Annotated in this window: 11 protein-coding genes; 7 read left to right on the forward strand and 4 right to left on the reverse strand. The window is 64.3% G+C overall.

What is annotated here, in order from left to right:
* Positions 1-40: 40 nt before the first annotated feature.
* Positions 41-910 carry an ABC transporter ATP-binding protein gene (locus tag E4631_RS03555; RefSeq protein ID WP_133657375.1) on the reverse strand — a complete coding sequence of 290 codons (870 nt, stop codon included), beginning with the start codon at positions 908-910 and terminating at the stop codon, positions 41-43.
* 265 nt (positions 911-1,175) lie between these two features.
* On the opposite strand from E4631_RS03555, the gene E4631_RS03560 reads away from it, so the two are divergent.
* Both E4631_RS03560 and E4631_RS03565 read left to right on the forward strand, forming a co-directional pair.
* Positions 1,176-2,768 (forward strand): hypothetical protein, encoded by a 1,593-nt coding sequence (locus tag E4631_RS03560; protein WP_133657374.1) that lies wholly within the window; start codon positions 1,176-1,178, stop codon positions 2,766-2,768.
* 54 nt (positions 2,769-2,822) lie between these two features.
* Positions 2,823-3,431 (forward strand): ribonuclease HII, encoded by a 609-nt coding sequence (locus tag E4631_RS03565; RefSeq protein ID WP_133657373.1) that lies wholly within the window; start codon positions 2,823-2,825, stop codon positions 3,429-3,431.
* A gap of 151 nt (positions 3,432-3,582) precedes the next feature.
* On the opposite strand, the gene E4631_RS03570 is transcribed toward E4631_RS03565, so the two are convergent.
* The 3 genes from E4631_RS03570 to E4631_RS03580 form a co-directional block, all read right to left on the reverse strand.
* A complete protein-coding gene (locus tag E4631_RS03570) occupies positions 3,583-4,035 on the reverse strand; it encodes a response regulator (protein ID WP_133657372.1) in 453 nt (150 codons plus the stop codon).
* 79 nt (positions 4,036-4,114) lie between these two features.
* The gene (locus tag E4631_RS03575; protein WP_240734652.1) at positions 4,115-5,674 is read right to left on the reverse strand and encodes an ATP-binding protein; all 1,560 of its coding nucleotides are present in this window, start codon (positions 5,672-5,674) and stop codon (positions 4,115-4,117) included.
* 17 nt (positions 5,675-5,691) lie between these two features.
* The gene (locus E4631_RS03580) at positions 5,692-6,063 is read right to left on the reverse strand and encodes a CZB domain-containing protein (protein ID WP_133657371.1); all 372 of its coding nucleotides are present in this window, start codon (positions 6,061-6,063) and stop codon (positions 5,692-5,694) included.
* Between the two features lie 102 nt (positions 6,064-6,165).
* On the opposite strand from E4631_RS03580, the gene gcvT reads away from it, so the two are divergent.
* The 5 genes from gcvT to E4631_RS03605 form a co-directional block, all read left to right on the forward strand.
* Positions 6,166-7,278, forward strand: coding sequence for a glycine cleavage system aminomethyltransferase GcvT (gene gcvT / locus E4631_RS03585; protein WP_133657370.1), 1,113 nt, complete (start codon positions 6,166-6,168; stop codon positions 7,276-7,278).
* A 179-nt stretch (positions 7,279-7,457) separates the two neighbouring features.
* Positions 7,458-8,177: a 2-phosphosulfolactate phosphatase gene (locus tag E4631_RS03590; protein ID WP_133657369.1), complete on the forward strand. Its 720-nt coding sequence runs from the start codon at positions 7,458-7,460 to the stop codon at positions 8,175-8,177.
* Between the two features lie 64 nt (positions 8,178-8,241).
* A complete protein-coding gene (locus E4631_RS03595) occupies positions 8,242-9,177 on the forward strand; it encodes an alpha/beta fold hydrolase (RefSeq protein ID WP_133657368.1) in 936 nt (311 codons plus the stop codon).
* A 342-nt stretch (positions 9,178-9,519) separates the two neighbouring features.
* Positions 9,520-14,412 carry a gliding motility-associated C-terminal domain-containing protein gene (locus E4631_RS26895; protein WP_133657367.1) on the forward strand — a complete coding sequence of 1,631 codons (4,893 nt, stop codon included), beginning with the start codon at positions 9,520-9,522 and terminating at the stop codon, positions 14,410-14,412.
* Positions 14,413-14,530: 118 nt separating this feature from the next.
* Positions 14,531-15,428: type IX secretion system membrane protein PorP/SprF (locus E4631_RS03605; protein ID WP_133657366.1), on the forward strand; the 898-nt coding region annotated here is incomplete at its 3' end.

A 15,428-nucleotide genomic window follows, 5' to 3' on the forward strand; every position in this document is an offset into this window, starting at 1 on the left:
GATGCTTCCTTCGTCAGCATGACAAGGGGGGTAGGGGAGGCTACCGGCCGCTTATCTCACTGAAATACACGTCCTCCAAATCGGGGCTCACTACCTCGAAGCCGCTGTCGGGCGCGCTGTCGGCCAGCACGTGCACCACCGTTTTGCCCGCAAACAGGCGCGAGCTGATGACGCGCTCGCTAGCCTGCAAAGCGGGCAGTTCGACCTTCTCAATCAGCTTTTTCCAAACCCGGCCGCGCAGGGCCTCCATCACCCGCAAGGGGTCGCCGGTGAGCAGCACCTCGCCCTTGTTGATGATGGCCATCTGGCGGCACAGGTCACTTACATCGCTGACAATGTGCGTGCTGAGAATGACGATAATGTTTTCGCCAATCTCGCTCAGCAGGTTGTGGAAGCGGTTGCGCTCGGCCGGGTCGAGGCCGGCCGTGGGCTCATCCACGATGATGAGGCGCGGGTTGCCCAGCAGCGCCTGCGCAATGCCAAAGCGCTGCTTCATGCCGCCTGAGTAGCCGCCCACGTGCTTTTTGCGCACGTCGTAAAGGTTGGTTTGGTGCAGCAGCGCCGCCACCATTTCTTTGCGCTCGCGGCCGCTGGCGATGCCTTTGAGGGTAGCGAAGTGGTCGAGCAGCTCCTCGGCGCTCACCTTGGGGTACACCCCAAACTCCTGGGGCAGGTAGCCCAGCACCCGGCGCACGGCTTCCTTGTCGCGCAGCACGTCGATGTTATCGAGCATAATGCTGCCCGTGTCGGCATCCTGCAAAGTGGCAATAGTGCGCATGAGCGAGCTTTTGCCCGCGCCATTGGGCCCGAGCAGGCCAAACATCCCGGTCGGAATCGTCAGGTTTACGCCGCGCAGCGCCTGCGTGCCGTTGGGGTAGGTTTTGGAGAGGTTGGTAATGGTAAGCGACATAGCCGGGGGTAGGAGGTAGAAAAGGGAGTTATTGGGTTGATAAGCAGCTGAGAAAGTAGCCAATGCACCTGCGTGGGGCAAGCTAGCACGTAAATCGTAAAATAGGCGTATGCGCATTACAGGCGGCCCGTGCGGGCCACCAAAATGCCTGGCGCTGCCCACGCTCATGCGTGCCAGCCAGGCTATTGCAAAAGCCGCCGCCAAAGGGTATCTTCGTGAGAGCCCGGTCAACTATTTGCGCCGGCGCCGTGTTGCGGAGCTCGCTATGAAACACTTCTTCGCTCTTCTGGTAAGTTGGCTGCCGCTGCTGGCGCTGGCGCAGCGCCCTACCCCCTCGCCGCCGCCCGATGCCCCCGTGCAGGTGGCCCGCGCCGAGCTGCTGCTCGACCCGGCCAACGACGACGTGCAGGTGCAGTCGCTGCCCGCCGATACGGCCGTGGTGCTCTTCATCCGGCACCAGCCGCCGGGCACGCGCAAGCCGCGCTATGTATTTCAGCACTACGGAGCTAACCTGCACCTGCGCAATGAAGTGGCGGTGGAGATTGGGCCCGAATTCGAGATGAAGCGCGTGTGCGCCGAGCCGGGCATTGTGTATGCCCTGCTGCTGGCCCCCGAAACGCCGGGCCGCCTGCTGGCCGTGGCCTACGACGTGCGCGGCGGCCAGGTGCGCCTGCAGCAGTTCGATACTAAGCTGTGCCGCGACGTGGTGGCCCTCAAGGCCATGGACGGCCGCCTGCTGGTGAACGTGACCCTCTCGGACCAGCAGCACCAGACCGTGCTGCTGCTCGACGTGGCCAACGGGCAGTTTCAGTTCCTACCCTCCCTCTACGAGCCGCTCAACACCGAGCTAACCAGCGTGGCCGACCGCCCCGCCGGCCGGGCCGAGTTTGTGCTCAGCCAAAGCAACGGCCGCAAGCAGCGCCTGCTGCTCAAGCGCCTCTCAGCCAGCCGTGGCGAGCTGCTCAATTCCGAGCTGGTGCAAACCGAGAGCGAGCGCAGCCTGCTCACAGCCCAGCTCAGCTCGCCCGAAGACACTACTACCCGCCTGCTGGCCGGCACCTACGGCCTGCGCGATTTGCGCTACGCCCAGGGCCTGTTTGCCACCGACCTCACCAGCCGCGCCGATAATACGGCCAGCGCCAAGCCGGCCCTGCGGTTCTACGATTTCAAGCGCTTCCGGCACTTTTTCGATTACCTGGGGCCCGACCGCCAGGTGCGCCTGCACGACCGTACCGCCCGCCGCGAGGCCCGCGCCGCCAGCCCCCTGCGCTGGCACTACCACTTGCTGTTGCACGAGCTGCTGCGCCAGCCCGACGGCGGCTACACGCTGGTGGCCGAGGTCTACACGCCGCAGTACAGCTACTCCAGCTACGGCAGCCCCCTCATGATGATGAGCCCCTACCCCCTCACCGGGCGCTACAGCAGCCTGGGCAATGGCTACGGCTCCAGCCGCACCTTTGTGGGCTTTCATACCACGCACGTGCTGGTGTGTGGCTTCGATAAAAGAGGTAACTTACTCTGGGACAATAACTACGTGGTGGGTCCCGGCGTGGTGCGCTCCGAGCTGGAAGAAGCCGTGCAGCCGCTACAGCTGGCCGATGGCCGCCTCATGCTGGCCTATATGCTCGACAACGAGCTGCACTACAAGCGTATCAGCCAGAGCGACGCCAGCCCCAACGATACCAAGGTAGAGCTGCTCACCTCCTCGGCCGAAGCGCCCGATAAGGTGCTCGACGTGCACCAGCCCGACCTGCTGCCCTGGGCCAACAACCAGTACCTGGCCAGCGGCTTCCAGCGCCTGCGGCCCGGCCGCGGCGAAGAGCGGCAGGTGTTCTTCCTGCAAGTGCTAAAGTTCTGAGGCGTACCGGCCGACCTTTGCGGGCGCCGGCCCACCGGGCGGCGCCTCGCCTTTATGCTGCTACCATTTCCTAAAACTCCGGTGGTGGGCCTGCTCGCCACCCACACCGGCCACCCCCACGAGGCGGGCCTCGACGAAGCCGGGCGCGGCTGCCTGGCCGGCCCCGTTTTCGCGGCCGCCGTCATCCTACCCCCCGATTTCGACCCGCCGTTTCTCAACGATTCCAAGCAGCTCACGGCCCGCCGCCGCGAGGCCTTGCGCACCATTATTTGCGCCGAGGCCGTAGCCTGGGCCGTGGGCGAGGCCACCGTGGCCGAGATTGAGGAGATTAACATTGCCCAGGCCAGCTACCTGGCCATGCACCGGGCGGTAGCCGCACTGGCCGTGTCCGCCGCCCACCTCTTGGTCGATGGCAACCGCTTTCGGCCCTACCCCGGCCTGGCGCACACCTGCGCCGTGGGCGGCGACGGCCGGTTCCGGCATATTGCGGCGGCTTCTATCCTGGCCAAAACATTCCGCGACGAGCACATGAGCGCGCTGGCCGCCGAGTTTCCGGCTTACGGCTGGGTGCAGAATGCTGGCTACCCTACGGCAGCCCACCGCGCCGCACTGCGCGCGCACGGCCCTACCCCCCACCACCGCATGAGCTTCCGGCTGCTGTAACTGAATAACTGCCGTTACGCAGAACGAGTAGCGCGAACTTTGTAGTTCGCGTCCCCGCGCCGTTAAGACCATGCGAACGGCGCGGGGACGCGAACTACAAAGTTCGCGCTACTAGCGGGCGACAAGCACCGCGAAACAGCAGAACGTTCTTTTACTGCTTCAGCTTCAGCAAATCCAAAAACAGGCTGAAGCCGTCGATGGTACCACCACCTTCGCCGCCAAACGAGTCGAAGGTAAGGGGCTTAATGATGTAGCCGCTCACGCCTAGGCTGCTAGCCCCCGAGCGGTCAACGTCGAGGTCGGAAGTGGTCATAATGAACACGTTGAGGTTACTAAACTCGGGGTCTTCGCGCAATATTTTGAGCAGCTCCAGCCCGTTGAGGCGGGGCATATTCAGGTCGAGCATTACCAGGCTGGGGCGGGCTATCTTGGGTTCGCCGTTCTCGCCGCGCAGCATGTTCAGGGCTTCGCGGCCGTTGCGGGCGTGGGTCAGCGGCACGTTGATATTTTGCTTGCGAAGTTCCCGCTGCACGTTCATAACGTCCATCTGGTCGTCTTCAACAAGGAGAATGGTAGGCGTAGCAGGCGATGAAAGGGGGGACATAATAGAAAGAGACGGACCGGTGCCAAAAAATAGGCTGGCCTATACTAACGCAGAGGTAGTTGGAAAAGATATGGTGGGCTTACTTAGCCATGGTGGCCAGTTGCGCCACCGGCACGGCCTGGGTGCTCGCGGAGGTAGCCTTAGCCACCGGCTTCTTGGGCCAGGTAAAGAAGAAAATAGCCCCTTGACCCTCAGCTGATTCGACCCAAATGCGGCCGCCCTGGCGCTCCACAATCTTTTTTACAATGGCCAGCCCTACCCCCGTGCTTTCAAGCGCATCACGCTCCACGAGGGTCTGAAAAATGATGAAGATTCGCTCATGATATTCCGGTGCGATGCCGGGGCCGTCGTCCTGCACCGAGAAGCGGTAGAAGTTGTCGTTCAGGTCTTCGCAGCCAATGCGGATGGTGCCCGTACCGGGGCTGTCGTGGTACTTTATCGCATTGGAAATCAGGTTGCTGAATACCTGTTGGAGTTGGGTGCGGTTGGTGGGCAGGGTAGGAAGGAAGAAGGGCAGCTCCAGCTGCATGCCGTCGGGTAGGCCGATGGTATCGGTGATTTCGCGCAGCAGCTGGCGCACGAACACGGCCTCGTCGGCCTCGGCTACCCGGCCCACGCGGGCCAGGGCTAGGATGCCGGTAATCAGGTTTTCCATGCGGTGCACGCGCTGCCGCATCAGGGCCAGAAACTCGCGGATGTGGGGCGGCAGCGAGTCCTTGCCCATGTCTTCCTCAATCCAGCGCGAGGCGCTCTCAATGCCCCGCAGCGGCGCCTTCAAGTCGTGCGACACCACGTAGGCAAACTGGTCCAGCTCCTGGTTGCGACCTTCTAATTGGCTGATGTTCTGGTCAATAGTGCGCGCCATGGTGTTGAGCGTAGTAGTTAGCTCACTCACTTCGTCGTTCTCGTGGTCCACGAGCTGCGACTTGTAGTCGCCCTCGGCCAGGCGGCGGGCTAGCAGCACCATGCCGCGCAGGCGGCGGGCTAGCAGCCGCACAATGTACACCGCCCAAAACAGCCCAAACACGAGCGCCAGGCCCGTTATCAGCCCCGACAGCCGCTGGGCCCGCGTAATGCTATCGGTCAGGCGCTGGCGCTGAAACTGACGGTTGCTGTTTTCCGTCACGTCGAAGTTGCCCATCTGAAAGCGGATGGCATCCATTATCTGCTTGCCCGCCATGCCTTCGGCCAGCTGGGCGTGGGGCATGCCGTTGAGGCCCTGTAGCCTGCTATCGCGTTGGTGAGCGGCGCGTTTCTCGCTCACCATCAGGTGGGTGTAAGCGGCCCACTGCTGAAACAGGTGCTGCGTTGTATCGAGGCGCTGGCGCTGTACTGGCTCGTTGGCCAGCTCGTCGCGCAGGGTCGAGAAACGGTGCAGCAGGTCGCGCTCACCGTTGTAATAGGGCTCCAGCATCTGCTCATTGCCCAGCAGCAGGTAGCCCCGAAAGCCGGTTTCCATGTCGATGATGCTCCGCAGCAGCGTAGTGCCATCGGCCGAGGTGCGCTGCGAGGCCTCCACGCGCTGCGAGTTGCGCAGCACCTGCTCGGCTAGGCGGTAGTTCACGATTACGACCGCCGCGAACAAGCCCAGCAGCAGTAAGAAGCCGGCAAATATTTTGGTAGTAAGGTTAATTTTCATGACGGCCGGCCGCGTTCTCAGGCTTGGGCAGTACGCAGTTTGGCCTCCATAGTTTGGAGCACCACCATCATACGGTCGGCCAGGGCCTGCACTTCGCTGAAGCCCGCCTGGGCTTCTTCCTTGCGGCCGGCCAGGTGCAGGTCCATGAGCCGGTTGGCCTGCTGATGAATGAGGCGGTGCTGCTGGTCAAGCTCGCGTATTTCGGGCAGGTGGCGGTAGGCACCCTGGCGGCGCTCGGCTATCCACTGGCCGAGGCTGCACTGCTCGGGGTCGCGCAGGGGGCCTTGCTCGTTGCCGTTGCCATGCAGAAAGGACCGCAGCCGGGCTTTAAAGGAAAAATGCTTTACGAGAGCAGACTCGAAGTCTTGCTTGATGGCTGCGGGGGTCATGGCACAAAGGTAGGCGGCCGGCCGGGCGCGTTGCGCAGGCGCGAAGTAGCTTTGCCCCGGCCGGGCTCAGCTGGCCCTTCTTCTGCCTACCCCCTCTTTTTCATGGAAGCCACCCCGCTCAAAACCGTTGCCCTGCACGCCACCCACCAGCAATTGGGGGCCAAAATCGTCCCGTTTGCCGGCTATGCCATGCCCGTGCGCTATTCTTCCGACCTGGAGGAGCACCACACCGTGCGGCGGGGGGTAGGGATGTTCGACGTGTCGCACATGGGCGAGTTTCGGCTGCGCGGCCCGCACGCCCTCGACCTCATCCAGCGCACTACTTCCAACGACGCCAGCAAGCTCGCGCCCGGCAAGGCGCAGTACTCGTGCCTGCCCAACGCCGACGGCGGCATCGTGGACGACCTACTCGTGTATATGCTGGCTGAGGAAGACTACTTCCTGGTTGTCAACGCCTCCAATATTGACAAAGACTGGAGCTGGCTGCAACAGCACAACACCGAGGGGGTAGCAATGGAAAACCTGTCGGACCAGCTCAGCCTCTTTGCCGTGCAGGGCCCCAAGGCGGCCGCCGCATTGCGCTCCCTTACCGCCGTGGACCTGACGGCCATTCCGTACTACAGCTTTGTGCAGGGCGAGTTTGCCGATGCGCCGGGCGTTATTATCTCGGCCACGGGCTACACAGGGGCGGGCGGCTTCGAGCTGTACGTGCCCAACGAGCACGCTTCCGCCGTGTGGGATAAGATTATGGACGCGGGTAAGTCTTTTGGTATCAAGCCCATCGGGCTGGGCGCGCGCGATACGCTGCGCCTCGAAATGGGCTACTGCCTCTACGGCAACGACATCACCGACACCACCTCGCCCCTCGAAGCCGGCCTGGGCTGGATTACCAAGTTCACCAAAGACTTCACCAACAGCGCCGCCCTCAAGGCCCAGAAAGCGGCCGGCGTCACGCGCAAGCTGGTGGGCTTCGTCATGGACGGCCCCGGCGGCCTGCCCCGCAGCCACTACCCCCTCGTAGACGCCCAAGGCGCGCCCATCGGCGAGGTGACCAGCGGTGGGCAGTCGCCGAGCCTCAGCAAAGGCATTGGCCTAGGCTACGTGCAAACGGAGTTTGCCGCGCCCGGCACGCCCATTTTCGTGCAGGTACGCGGCAAGAACCTGCCCGCCACGGTGAGCAAGCTGCCGTTGGTGCCGGGCACGGAGGAGGGGTAGGGGGGTAGCCCATACAATCGTTTGTCATTGCGAGCGCAACGAAGTGGAGCGCGGCAATCTTTCCTGCACGCCTGGGTTAGTAATCCAGCGTTGCGAACGACCAAGGAAAGATTGCCGCGCTCCACTTCGTTGCGCTCGCAATGACGGGCGTTCTTATCAATAGCATAATCCCTGATTACATGAAACTCGACATCTGCTACTCGCCCGACCTGCTGCAGCTCTACGACCTGCGCGGCCGGGTGGCCGTCATCGTGGACGTGCTGCGCGCCACCAGCACCATTGCCACGGCCCTGGCGGCGGGAATGACCGAAGTATACCCCGTGAGCACCTTGGAAGAGTGCGCCGCCCTGGGCCGTGAGCACGGCTGCGTGACGGCCGCCGAGCGCGACGGCGTGCCGGCCGAGGGTTTCGACCTGGGCAATTCGCCCTTCGAGCTGCTGCACGAAGATTTTCCGGTGCGGGGCCGCGCCCTAGCCATCAGCACCACCAACGGTACCAAAGCCTTGCGCCTGTCGCTGACGGCCGAGGCCATCGTGTGCGGCGCCTTCCTGAACCTGGCCGCCGTGGCCGATTTTTGCCTGGCGCAGCAGCGCGATATTATCGTGGTGGCCGCCGGCTGGAAGGGTCAGTTTTGCCTCGAAGACACGCTGCTGGGCGGCGCGCTAGCCGAGCGCCTGCTGCCCCACGGCCTCGACATCACGCAGTCGGACGCCGCGCTGGCCGCTTACCAGCTCTGGCAAAACGCCCGCGCCGACCTGCCCGGCTACCTGCTGCAATCGGCCGCCGTGCGCCGCCTGCGCGCCCTAGAGGCCAACGACGACTTCGTATTCTGCACCAAAATCGACATCTACCCCGAGGTGCTACCTCTCTGGGACGGCAGCAAGCTGGTGCGGGGGTAGGGGAGGGCTGGCGGCGGGTGGCTAGCCTACTTTTACGGATACCGAACTTTAGCTCCGTCTTCCTATGAAGTTATTCCGCACCGCCCGCCTGCTGCTTTACACGCTGGTTGGGCTTGCTCTGCCGGCGGCCTCTTACGGCCAGGCACTGCCCCATAAGCTGGGTAAAATCCACACGCCGCAGGTAGACCTGGGCTACGAGCAGTGGGGTAGCAACGCGGCCGCGCTGCCGCTGCTGGTGGTGAATGGCGGGCCGGGGCTGTCGCATGCTTACCTGCTGCCGGCCGATATCTGGCAGCAGCTGGCCCGCCAGCGCCGGGTGGTTTTCTACGACCAGCGGGGCACCGGCGCTTCCAAGCCGGTGCAGGCGGGCGCGCCCCAAACCCTGGCTGCCCAGGTGGCCGACCTCGACGCCCTGCGCCAGGGCCTGGGGCTCGACAAGATTATCCTGCTGGGTGACTCCTACGGCGGTCTGCTCGCCATTGCCTACGCCAGTGCCCATCCCGAGCACATGGCCAAGCTGGTGCTCTCGGATGCGGCCAGCAGCAACCTGCGCACCATTGTGCACCTATTCGATGAAGTTTTTCCGGATGCCATGGACCGCGAAAAGCAGGCGGCCCAGGCCGGCGCCTCGCCCCAGGCGGCGGCCGAGGCGTCGCTACGCGACCACTTCAGCCTGCTCTTCTATTCGCTTACTGAGCGCGACCGGTACTTTCGGAAGCTGGGCGCCACCGGCACGCTGGGCCTGGAGCCGGCGGTGTCGGCCGCCGTATCGGCCGATGCGGCGACCCAGGATTTTACGCCCAAGCTGGCGGGCTTCGCCTTTCCGACCCTGGTGCTGACCGGCCGCTACGATATGAACGTGGCGCCCCTCACCGCCTGGCGCCTGAAGCAGGCCATTCCGGGCGCGCAAATCGTATTTTTCGAAAAGAGCGGCCACTTCCCCTGGTTCGAAGAGGCCGACACGTACCGCGCTGTTTTGGAGCAGTTTATGGCTAAGTAGCGGTGGCTGCTTTCGGCTACTAGCTGCTGTGAGGCTAAAATTACTGACGTCGGCTTGCGTCCCGGTTGCCGAACCCGCAAAGCAGCCGCGTTCTCGGCGGGGCAAGTAGTAGAGAGGGGGGTAGGGGCCGGGCGGGCCGAAAATCAGTGATAAATAGTAGCCTTTAGCACTATTCAGGCATGGCTTTGTACAAAACTGGCTGGCCGTGCGTAGCTTTACTGAAAGTGGCTGGAAGCGCTTTTTTTAGCGCTAACTGGCCATCAGGCTCTCCTTTAGGGGTGGCGAGTGGCACTTTTCTTCTGGAGTACTCGCTTACCTGTTTGCCCACTTACCTGCCCCACTATGCCCGCAGAGCTACCGCCCCCTGCCCTGTTTAGTACCCGTATTTCCTGCCTGCCTTCTGCTACCCCCGGCCAGCCAGCCAGCGCCCGCCGCCAGGGCCCCACCGGGCGGGCGCGGCCGGCAGCCGGCTGGCTGCTGGCGCTACTCCTGCTGCTGCTGAGCGGCGCGGCCACCACCGCCCGCGCGCAGGCCACGCCGCCGCCCGAGTGCGCGGCCGATGAGAAGTTCGCCAACACCTGGTACTTCGGCTTTAAGGCGGGGCTTGATTTCAACCAGGCCTCGGCCGACTCCCTGCCGAAGGTGCTCACCGATGGGCAGATGGATGCCCCCGCCGGCTCGGGGATAATGTCGGATGCCAACGGTAAAATTCTCTTCTACAGCAACGGCGAAACCGTGTGGAACGCTGACGGCACCGTGATGACCAACGGTACGGGCCTGGCCGGCAGCCGCTTCACCACCGACGGCCCCCTACCCCTCAAGGTGCCGGGCATCGTGCTGCCGGGCCAGCCGATGCGCTACCTCATTTTCACGCTCAATAGCACCGTGGGCCTGAGCTATTCAGAAATTGTGCTGCCGGCGGGTGGCGGGCCGGGCACCGTTACACTCGCTACCAAAAACACGCCCCTGGCCCGCGGCACGGCGGAAAAGCTAACGGGCGTATTCCACAAAAACGGCTGCGATATCTGGGTTATCACGCACGGCTGGGGCCCTGCCAAAGCCGGAAACGACAACCGGGGCGACGCCTTCCTGGCCTACCGTGTGCGCTTGGGAACCGGCGTAGACCCTACCCCCATTATTTCAACCGTCGGCAGCCTACACGCGCCGAGCGTGGCGGCCCTGGGCTACAAGGGCCAGATGAAAGTGACGCCCAACGGCCAGCAGCTGGCCCTGGCCCGCTACAGCGAAGTGCTCGGCGACAGCAGCAGCACCGTCGAGCTGTTTGGGTTTGATACCGGCACGGGCAAGGTGAGCGCCAACCCCCAGGTTCCGTACGTGGTGGACAAAGGCGAGGGGAAATACTATGGGGTTGGGTTTTCGCCCGGCAGCTACCTCTACGCCACGGTGATGAACCCGCCCAAGCTGCTGCAATATGATATCAGTGGCAATGGGCCGGTGACCAAGCTGGACATTCCGCTCAAGCAGAAGATGTCCGCCGACTTGGGCTCGCTGCAGGCCGCGCCCGATGGCAAGATTTACGTGGCCCGCAACAACCAGCCCGCCCTGGGCCTCATTCCCTACCCCGACTCGCTGGGCGCCAAGGTGGCCTACGCCGATGATAGCCTGAAGCTGGGCGGCCGCCTGAGTGGCTTGGGTTTGGTCAACTTCAACCAAAGCTCGCTGCTGCGCGTGGGCCCCAGCTTCGAGATAACGGGCTGCCGGGAAATCACTTTCAAGGCCCCGCCCATTGACTTTGACGGGAAAACCTACTCCTGGAAATTTGGCGACGGTGCCACTTCCACCGAGGAGAATCCTGTGCACGTGTATGCTACGCCCGGCACCTACGTTGTAACGCTGCGCATCACAACCGATTGCTTTTGCCGCGAAAGCTCGGGCAGTATTCTGGTGCCAGACCTTCCCCAGCCGGGCAGTATTGCCAGCCCCCAGACGCTGTGCGCTGGCACCGCGCCCGCCGCGCTCACCAGCACCGTAGCTGCGACGAGCGATGCCAACCTCCCGATCACCTACCAGTGGGAATCATCAGCAGATAATGCCACGTTCAGCCCCGTGGCTGGGGCTACTGGGGCTAGCTACCAGCCTGGCACTTCGCTGCCGGCTGGCGTGACCTATTTCCGGCGGCGCGTGCAGCTGCTGTTACCCAGCGGCTCGGGGCCTTATTGCACTCCTACGTTTACGGCCTCGGTAGCCATTACCGTGCTGCCGGCCTTGGTTACGGGCAGCATCGCCGCCGACCAAACAGTGTGCGCCGGCAGCGCCCCCGCGCCGCTCACGAGCACTGCCCCGGCCACGGGCGGCACCGGCACGTTTGCCTACCAATGGGAGGCGTCGCCGAATAATACCGTTTGGGTGACTATTAATGGCGCTACGGCCGAAACCTACGCGCCCGGCCCGCTCACGGCCACCACGTATTTCCGGCGCCAGGTGCGCTCCGGCGCCTGCACTACCGCCCCAACTAACACCGTCACCATCACCGTGACGCCCGCCCTAGTGGCCGGCAGCATTGCGGCCAACCAGGCCCTGTGCGCCGGCGCCACGCCTACCCCCCTCACCAGCGCCAATGATGCTGGCGGCGGCACGGGCACTATCGCGTACCAATGGGAGTCGTCGGCGGATAATACCACTTGGGCCGCTATTGGTGGGGCCACCGGGCCGGCGTACGCGCCGGGTGTCTTAAACGCCACGACGTACTTCCGGCGCCGGGCCAGCTCGGGCACTGCCTGTGCCCCGGCCGTGTCTAATGTCGTGACCATTACCGTAGCCCCGGCGCTGGTAGCCGGCGCCATCGGCAGCGGCCAGACGCTGTGCCCCGGCGCTACGCCCGCCGCTCTCACGAGTAGCGCTCCGGCCAGCGGTGGCACGGGCAGCTACAACTACCAGTGGGAGTCGTCGCCGGACAACACTACCTGGACCGCCATCAACGGGGCCACGGCCGAAACCTACGCGCCCGGTCCGCTCATGGCCACCACGTACTTTCGCCGCCGTGTGCTGTCGGGGCCGTGCGGCCCGGAATATGCGGCGCCCGTGACCCTCACGGTGCTGCCCGCGCTAGCGGCCGGCACCATTGCCGCCGACCAGACGGTGTGCGCCGGCAATACGCCTACCCCCCTCACCAGCACGGGTGATGCCACGGGTGGCACGGGCACGTTTGCGTACCAGTGGGAGGCCTCCGCAGATAATTCGAATTGGACCGCCATTGCCGGGGCTACGAGCGCAACGTATGCGCCCGGCCCGCTCACGGCCACCACGTACTACCGCCGCCGCGTCACGTCAGGAAACTGCGGGCCGGTGTATGCGCCCGCCGTGGTCATTACCGTGCTGCCGGCCTTGGTTGCCGGCACCATTGGCAGCGACCAGGCGCTTTGTGTGGGCACTACCCCTGTGCCGCTCACAAGCAGCGCCCCGGCCAGCGGCGGCACGGGCACATTTGCCTACCAGTGGGAATCGTCGCTGGATAATACCACTTGGTCGGCTATTGGTGGGGCCACGGCCGAAACCTACGCGCCGGGTGCCCTGAACGCTACGACCTATTTCCGGCGCCGGGTAAACGCAGGTACCTGCACCCCGTCCGTGTCCAATGTCGTGACCATTACCATAACCCCGGCCCTGGCGGCGGGCAGCATTGGGGCCGCCCAAACGGTGTGCCCCGGCGCTACCCCCGCCGCTCTTACCAGCGCGGCCGGCGCTGGCGGCGGCACGGGCAGCTACAACTACCAGTGGGAATCATCGCCGAATAACAGCACCTGGACCGCCATTGCCGGGGCCACTGGGGTCGACTACGCGCCCGGCCCGCTCACGGCCACTACGTACTTCCGTCGCCGGGTAACGTCGGGGCCGTGCGGCCCCGAATATTCGGCCTCCGTAACCATCACTGTATTGCCGGCGCTGACGGCCGGCACCGTTGCCGCCGACCAGACTATTTGCGCCGGCGCTACGCCTACCCCCCTCACCAGCACCGGCGCGGCCGGCGGCGGCACGGGCACGTTTGCCTACCAGTGGGAGGCCTCCGCAGATAATTCGAACTGGAATGCCATCGCTGGCGCCACGGGCTCGACGTTCGCGCCGGGCCCACTCACGGCCACTACGTACTTCCGGCGCCGCGTCACATCGGGTACCGGCACTTGCTCCACGGACGTTTCCAACGTGGTGGCGGTGCAGGTGCAGCCTCTCGTAACGCCCACCGTGAGCCTGGCGGCCCCGCCCGTGCAGTGCGCCGGCACGGCCCTCACTTTTGCGGCCGTAGTGACGAACGCGGGCACCGCGCCCACTTTCCAATGGTTCGTCAATAACGTGGCCGTGGCCAGCGGGCCCACCTTTACCAGCAGCACGCTGGCCACCGGCGACCAGGTGCGGGTGCAGGTAACGCCCACGGTGGGGCTGTGCGCCACGGGCGGGGCCACGGCTACCGTCACGGTCACGCGCACGCCCACGCCGCAACCCACGCTCGCCATTGCCGTGCAGCCCGATGCGCCGGTGTGCATAGGTTCGCCGCTCACGTTCAGCATTGCCAGCGTGACCAATGCCGGCCCTACCCCCGCCTACCAGTGGCAGGTGAACGGCAACGACGTGGCCGGGGCCACTACCCCGGTCTTCACCAGCACCACGTTGCGCGCCGGCCAAACCGTAACGCTGCGCCTGCGCACCGCCGACGCCTGCGGCCAGGCCGTGACGCTCGTCTCCAACGGCGTGGTGGTGCGGATTCAGCCGCCGGTAGCTGTGAATGCTGGTCCTGATAAGGAGATTCTGGCCGGCTCGTCCGTGCTGCTGGAAGGCACTGCCGATGGCACCTACCCCGTAACGTGGACGCCGGCGCTGGGGCTCACCTTTCCGGGCAATAACCAGCTGCAACCTCTGGTTGCTCCCCTGGTCACTACTACCTACACGCTTTCGGCCGGGGTAGGGGGCTGTGCCTCCTCCAGCCAGGTAACCGTGACTGTGCGCCCGGCCATCCGTATTCCCAACGCGTTCACGCCCAACGGCGACGGCCGCGACGACACCTGGCAGATTGAGTTTATCGAGCAATATCCCGACAATACCGTGAGTGTATTCAACCGCTGGGGCAACAAGATTTTCTCGGCCGAAAACTACAGCCGGGCCAACGAGTGGCGCGGCGACATCAATGGCCAGCCCGCCCCGGTGGGCACCTACTACTACGTCGTCGTTACGAAGGGCCCGCTCGGCCGGTCCTACGCCGGGTCAATTACCATTCTGTATTAAGCGGATGATTAGTGGACCTACGCAAACGACATGCTCGCAGTGACAGCCACTAATCATCAGCTACCAAGCAACAACCGGCAACCAACCTCTCGAACTTACTTCTCAGGCAATTTCAGCTATGAAAAAAGCTTTATCCCTGCTGCTGTTTCCGCTGCTACTGGCCGCCGTGCCGGCCCTGGCCCAGCAGCAGGCGCAGTACAGCCAGTACATGAACAACAATTACATCCTCAACCCCGGGGCCACCGGCGTGGAGGATTACATTGACCTCAAGGCTAGCTACCGCACCCAGTGGGTAGGCCTGGAGGGCGCTCCCCGTACCTTCTACCTCAGTGGCAGCTCCTCGCTGGCGCCGTGGCGCGGTGGCACCGGCAAGCACCCCCTGCGCGACCGGCAGCGGCCGTTTCACGCCATTGGTGGCCTGGTGTATAACGACGTGACCGGCCCCACGAGCCGCACCAGCCTCTACGGTTCCTACGCCTACAACCTGCGGCTGACGCGCGACATCCGGGCGGCCTTGGGCGTAGCGGTGGGCATGCAGCAGTTTGCCGTCGATGGGCAGATGCTGCATTTCTACGACCCCACCACCGTGGGGGCCAGCGCCGCCTCGCGAGTGATAGATGCCACGGCCGGCCTGTGGGTGTACAGCCCCGATTTCTACGTGGGCGTGTCGGGCGCGCAGCTTTTTGGCAATAAGCTCGATTTTTCCTACGGGCCCAACCAACTCGATGCGGGCGCGCCCGGCAACTCGCTGCGGCGGCACTACTTCCTCACGGGCGGGGTGCGGCTGCCGCTCTCGGAGGACTGGTCGGTGGTGCCGTCGGCGCTGGTTAAGGTGGTGAGCCCTGCCCCGCTCTCGGTGGACCTCAACGCCAAGCTCAAGTACAAGGACCTGCTGTGGTTCGGCGCGTCGTGGCGCGCTTTCGACTCGGTGGTGGGCATGGTGGGCCTCAGCTACGAGCAGTTTACGCTGGGCTACTCCTACGATGCCGGCACCTCGCAGCTGGCCGGCTACAACG

The organism is Hymenobacter sp. UV11 (assembly GCF_004684095.1).
Lineage (GTDB): Bacteria > Bacteroidota > Bacteroidia > Cytophagales > Hymenobacteraceae > Hymenobacter.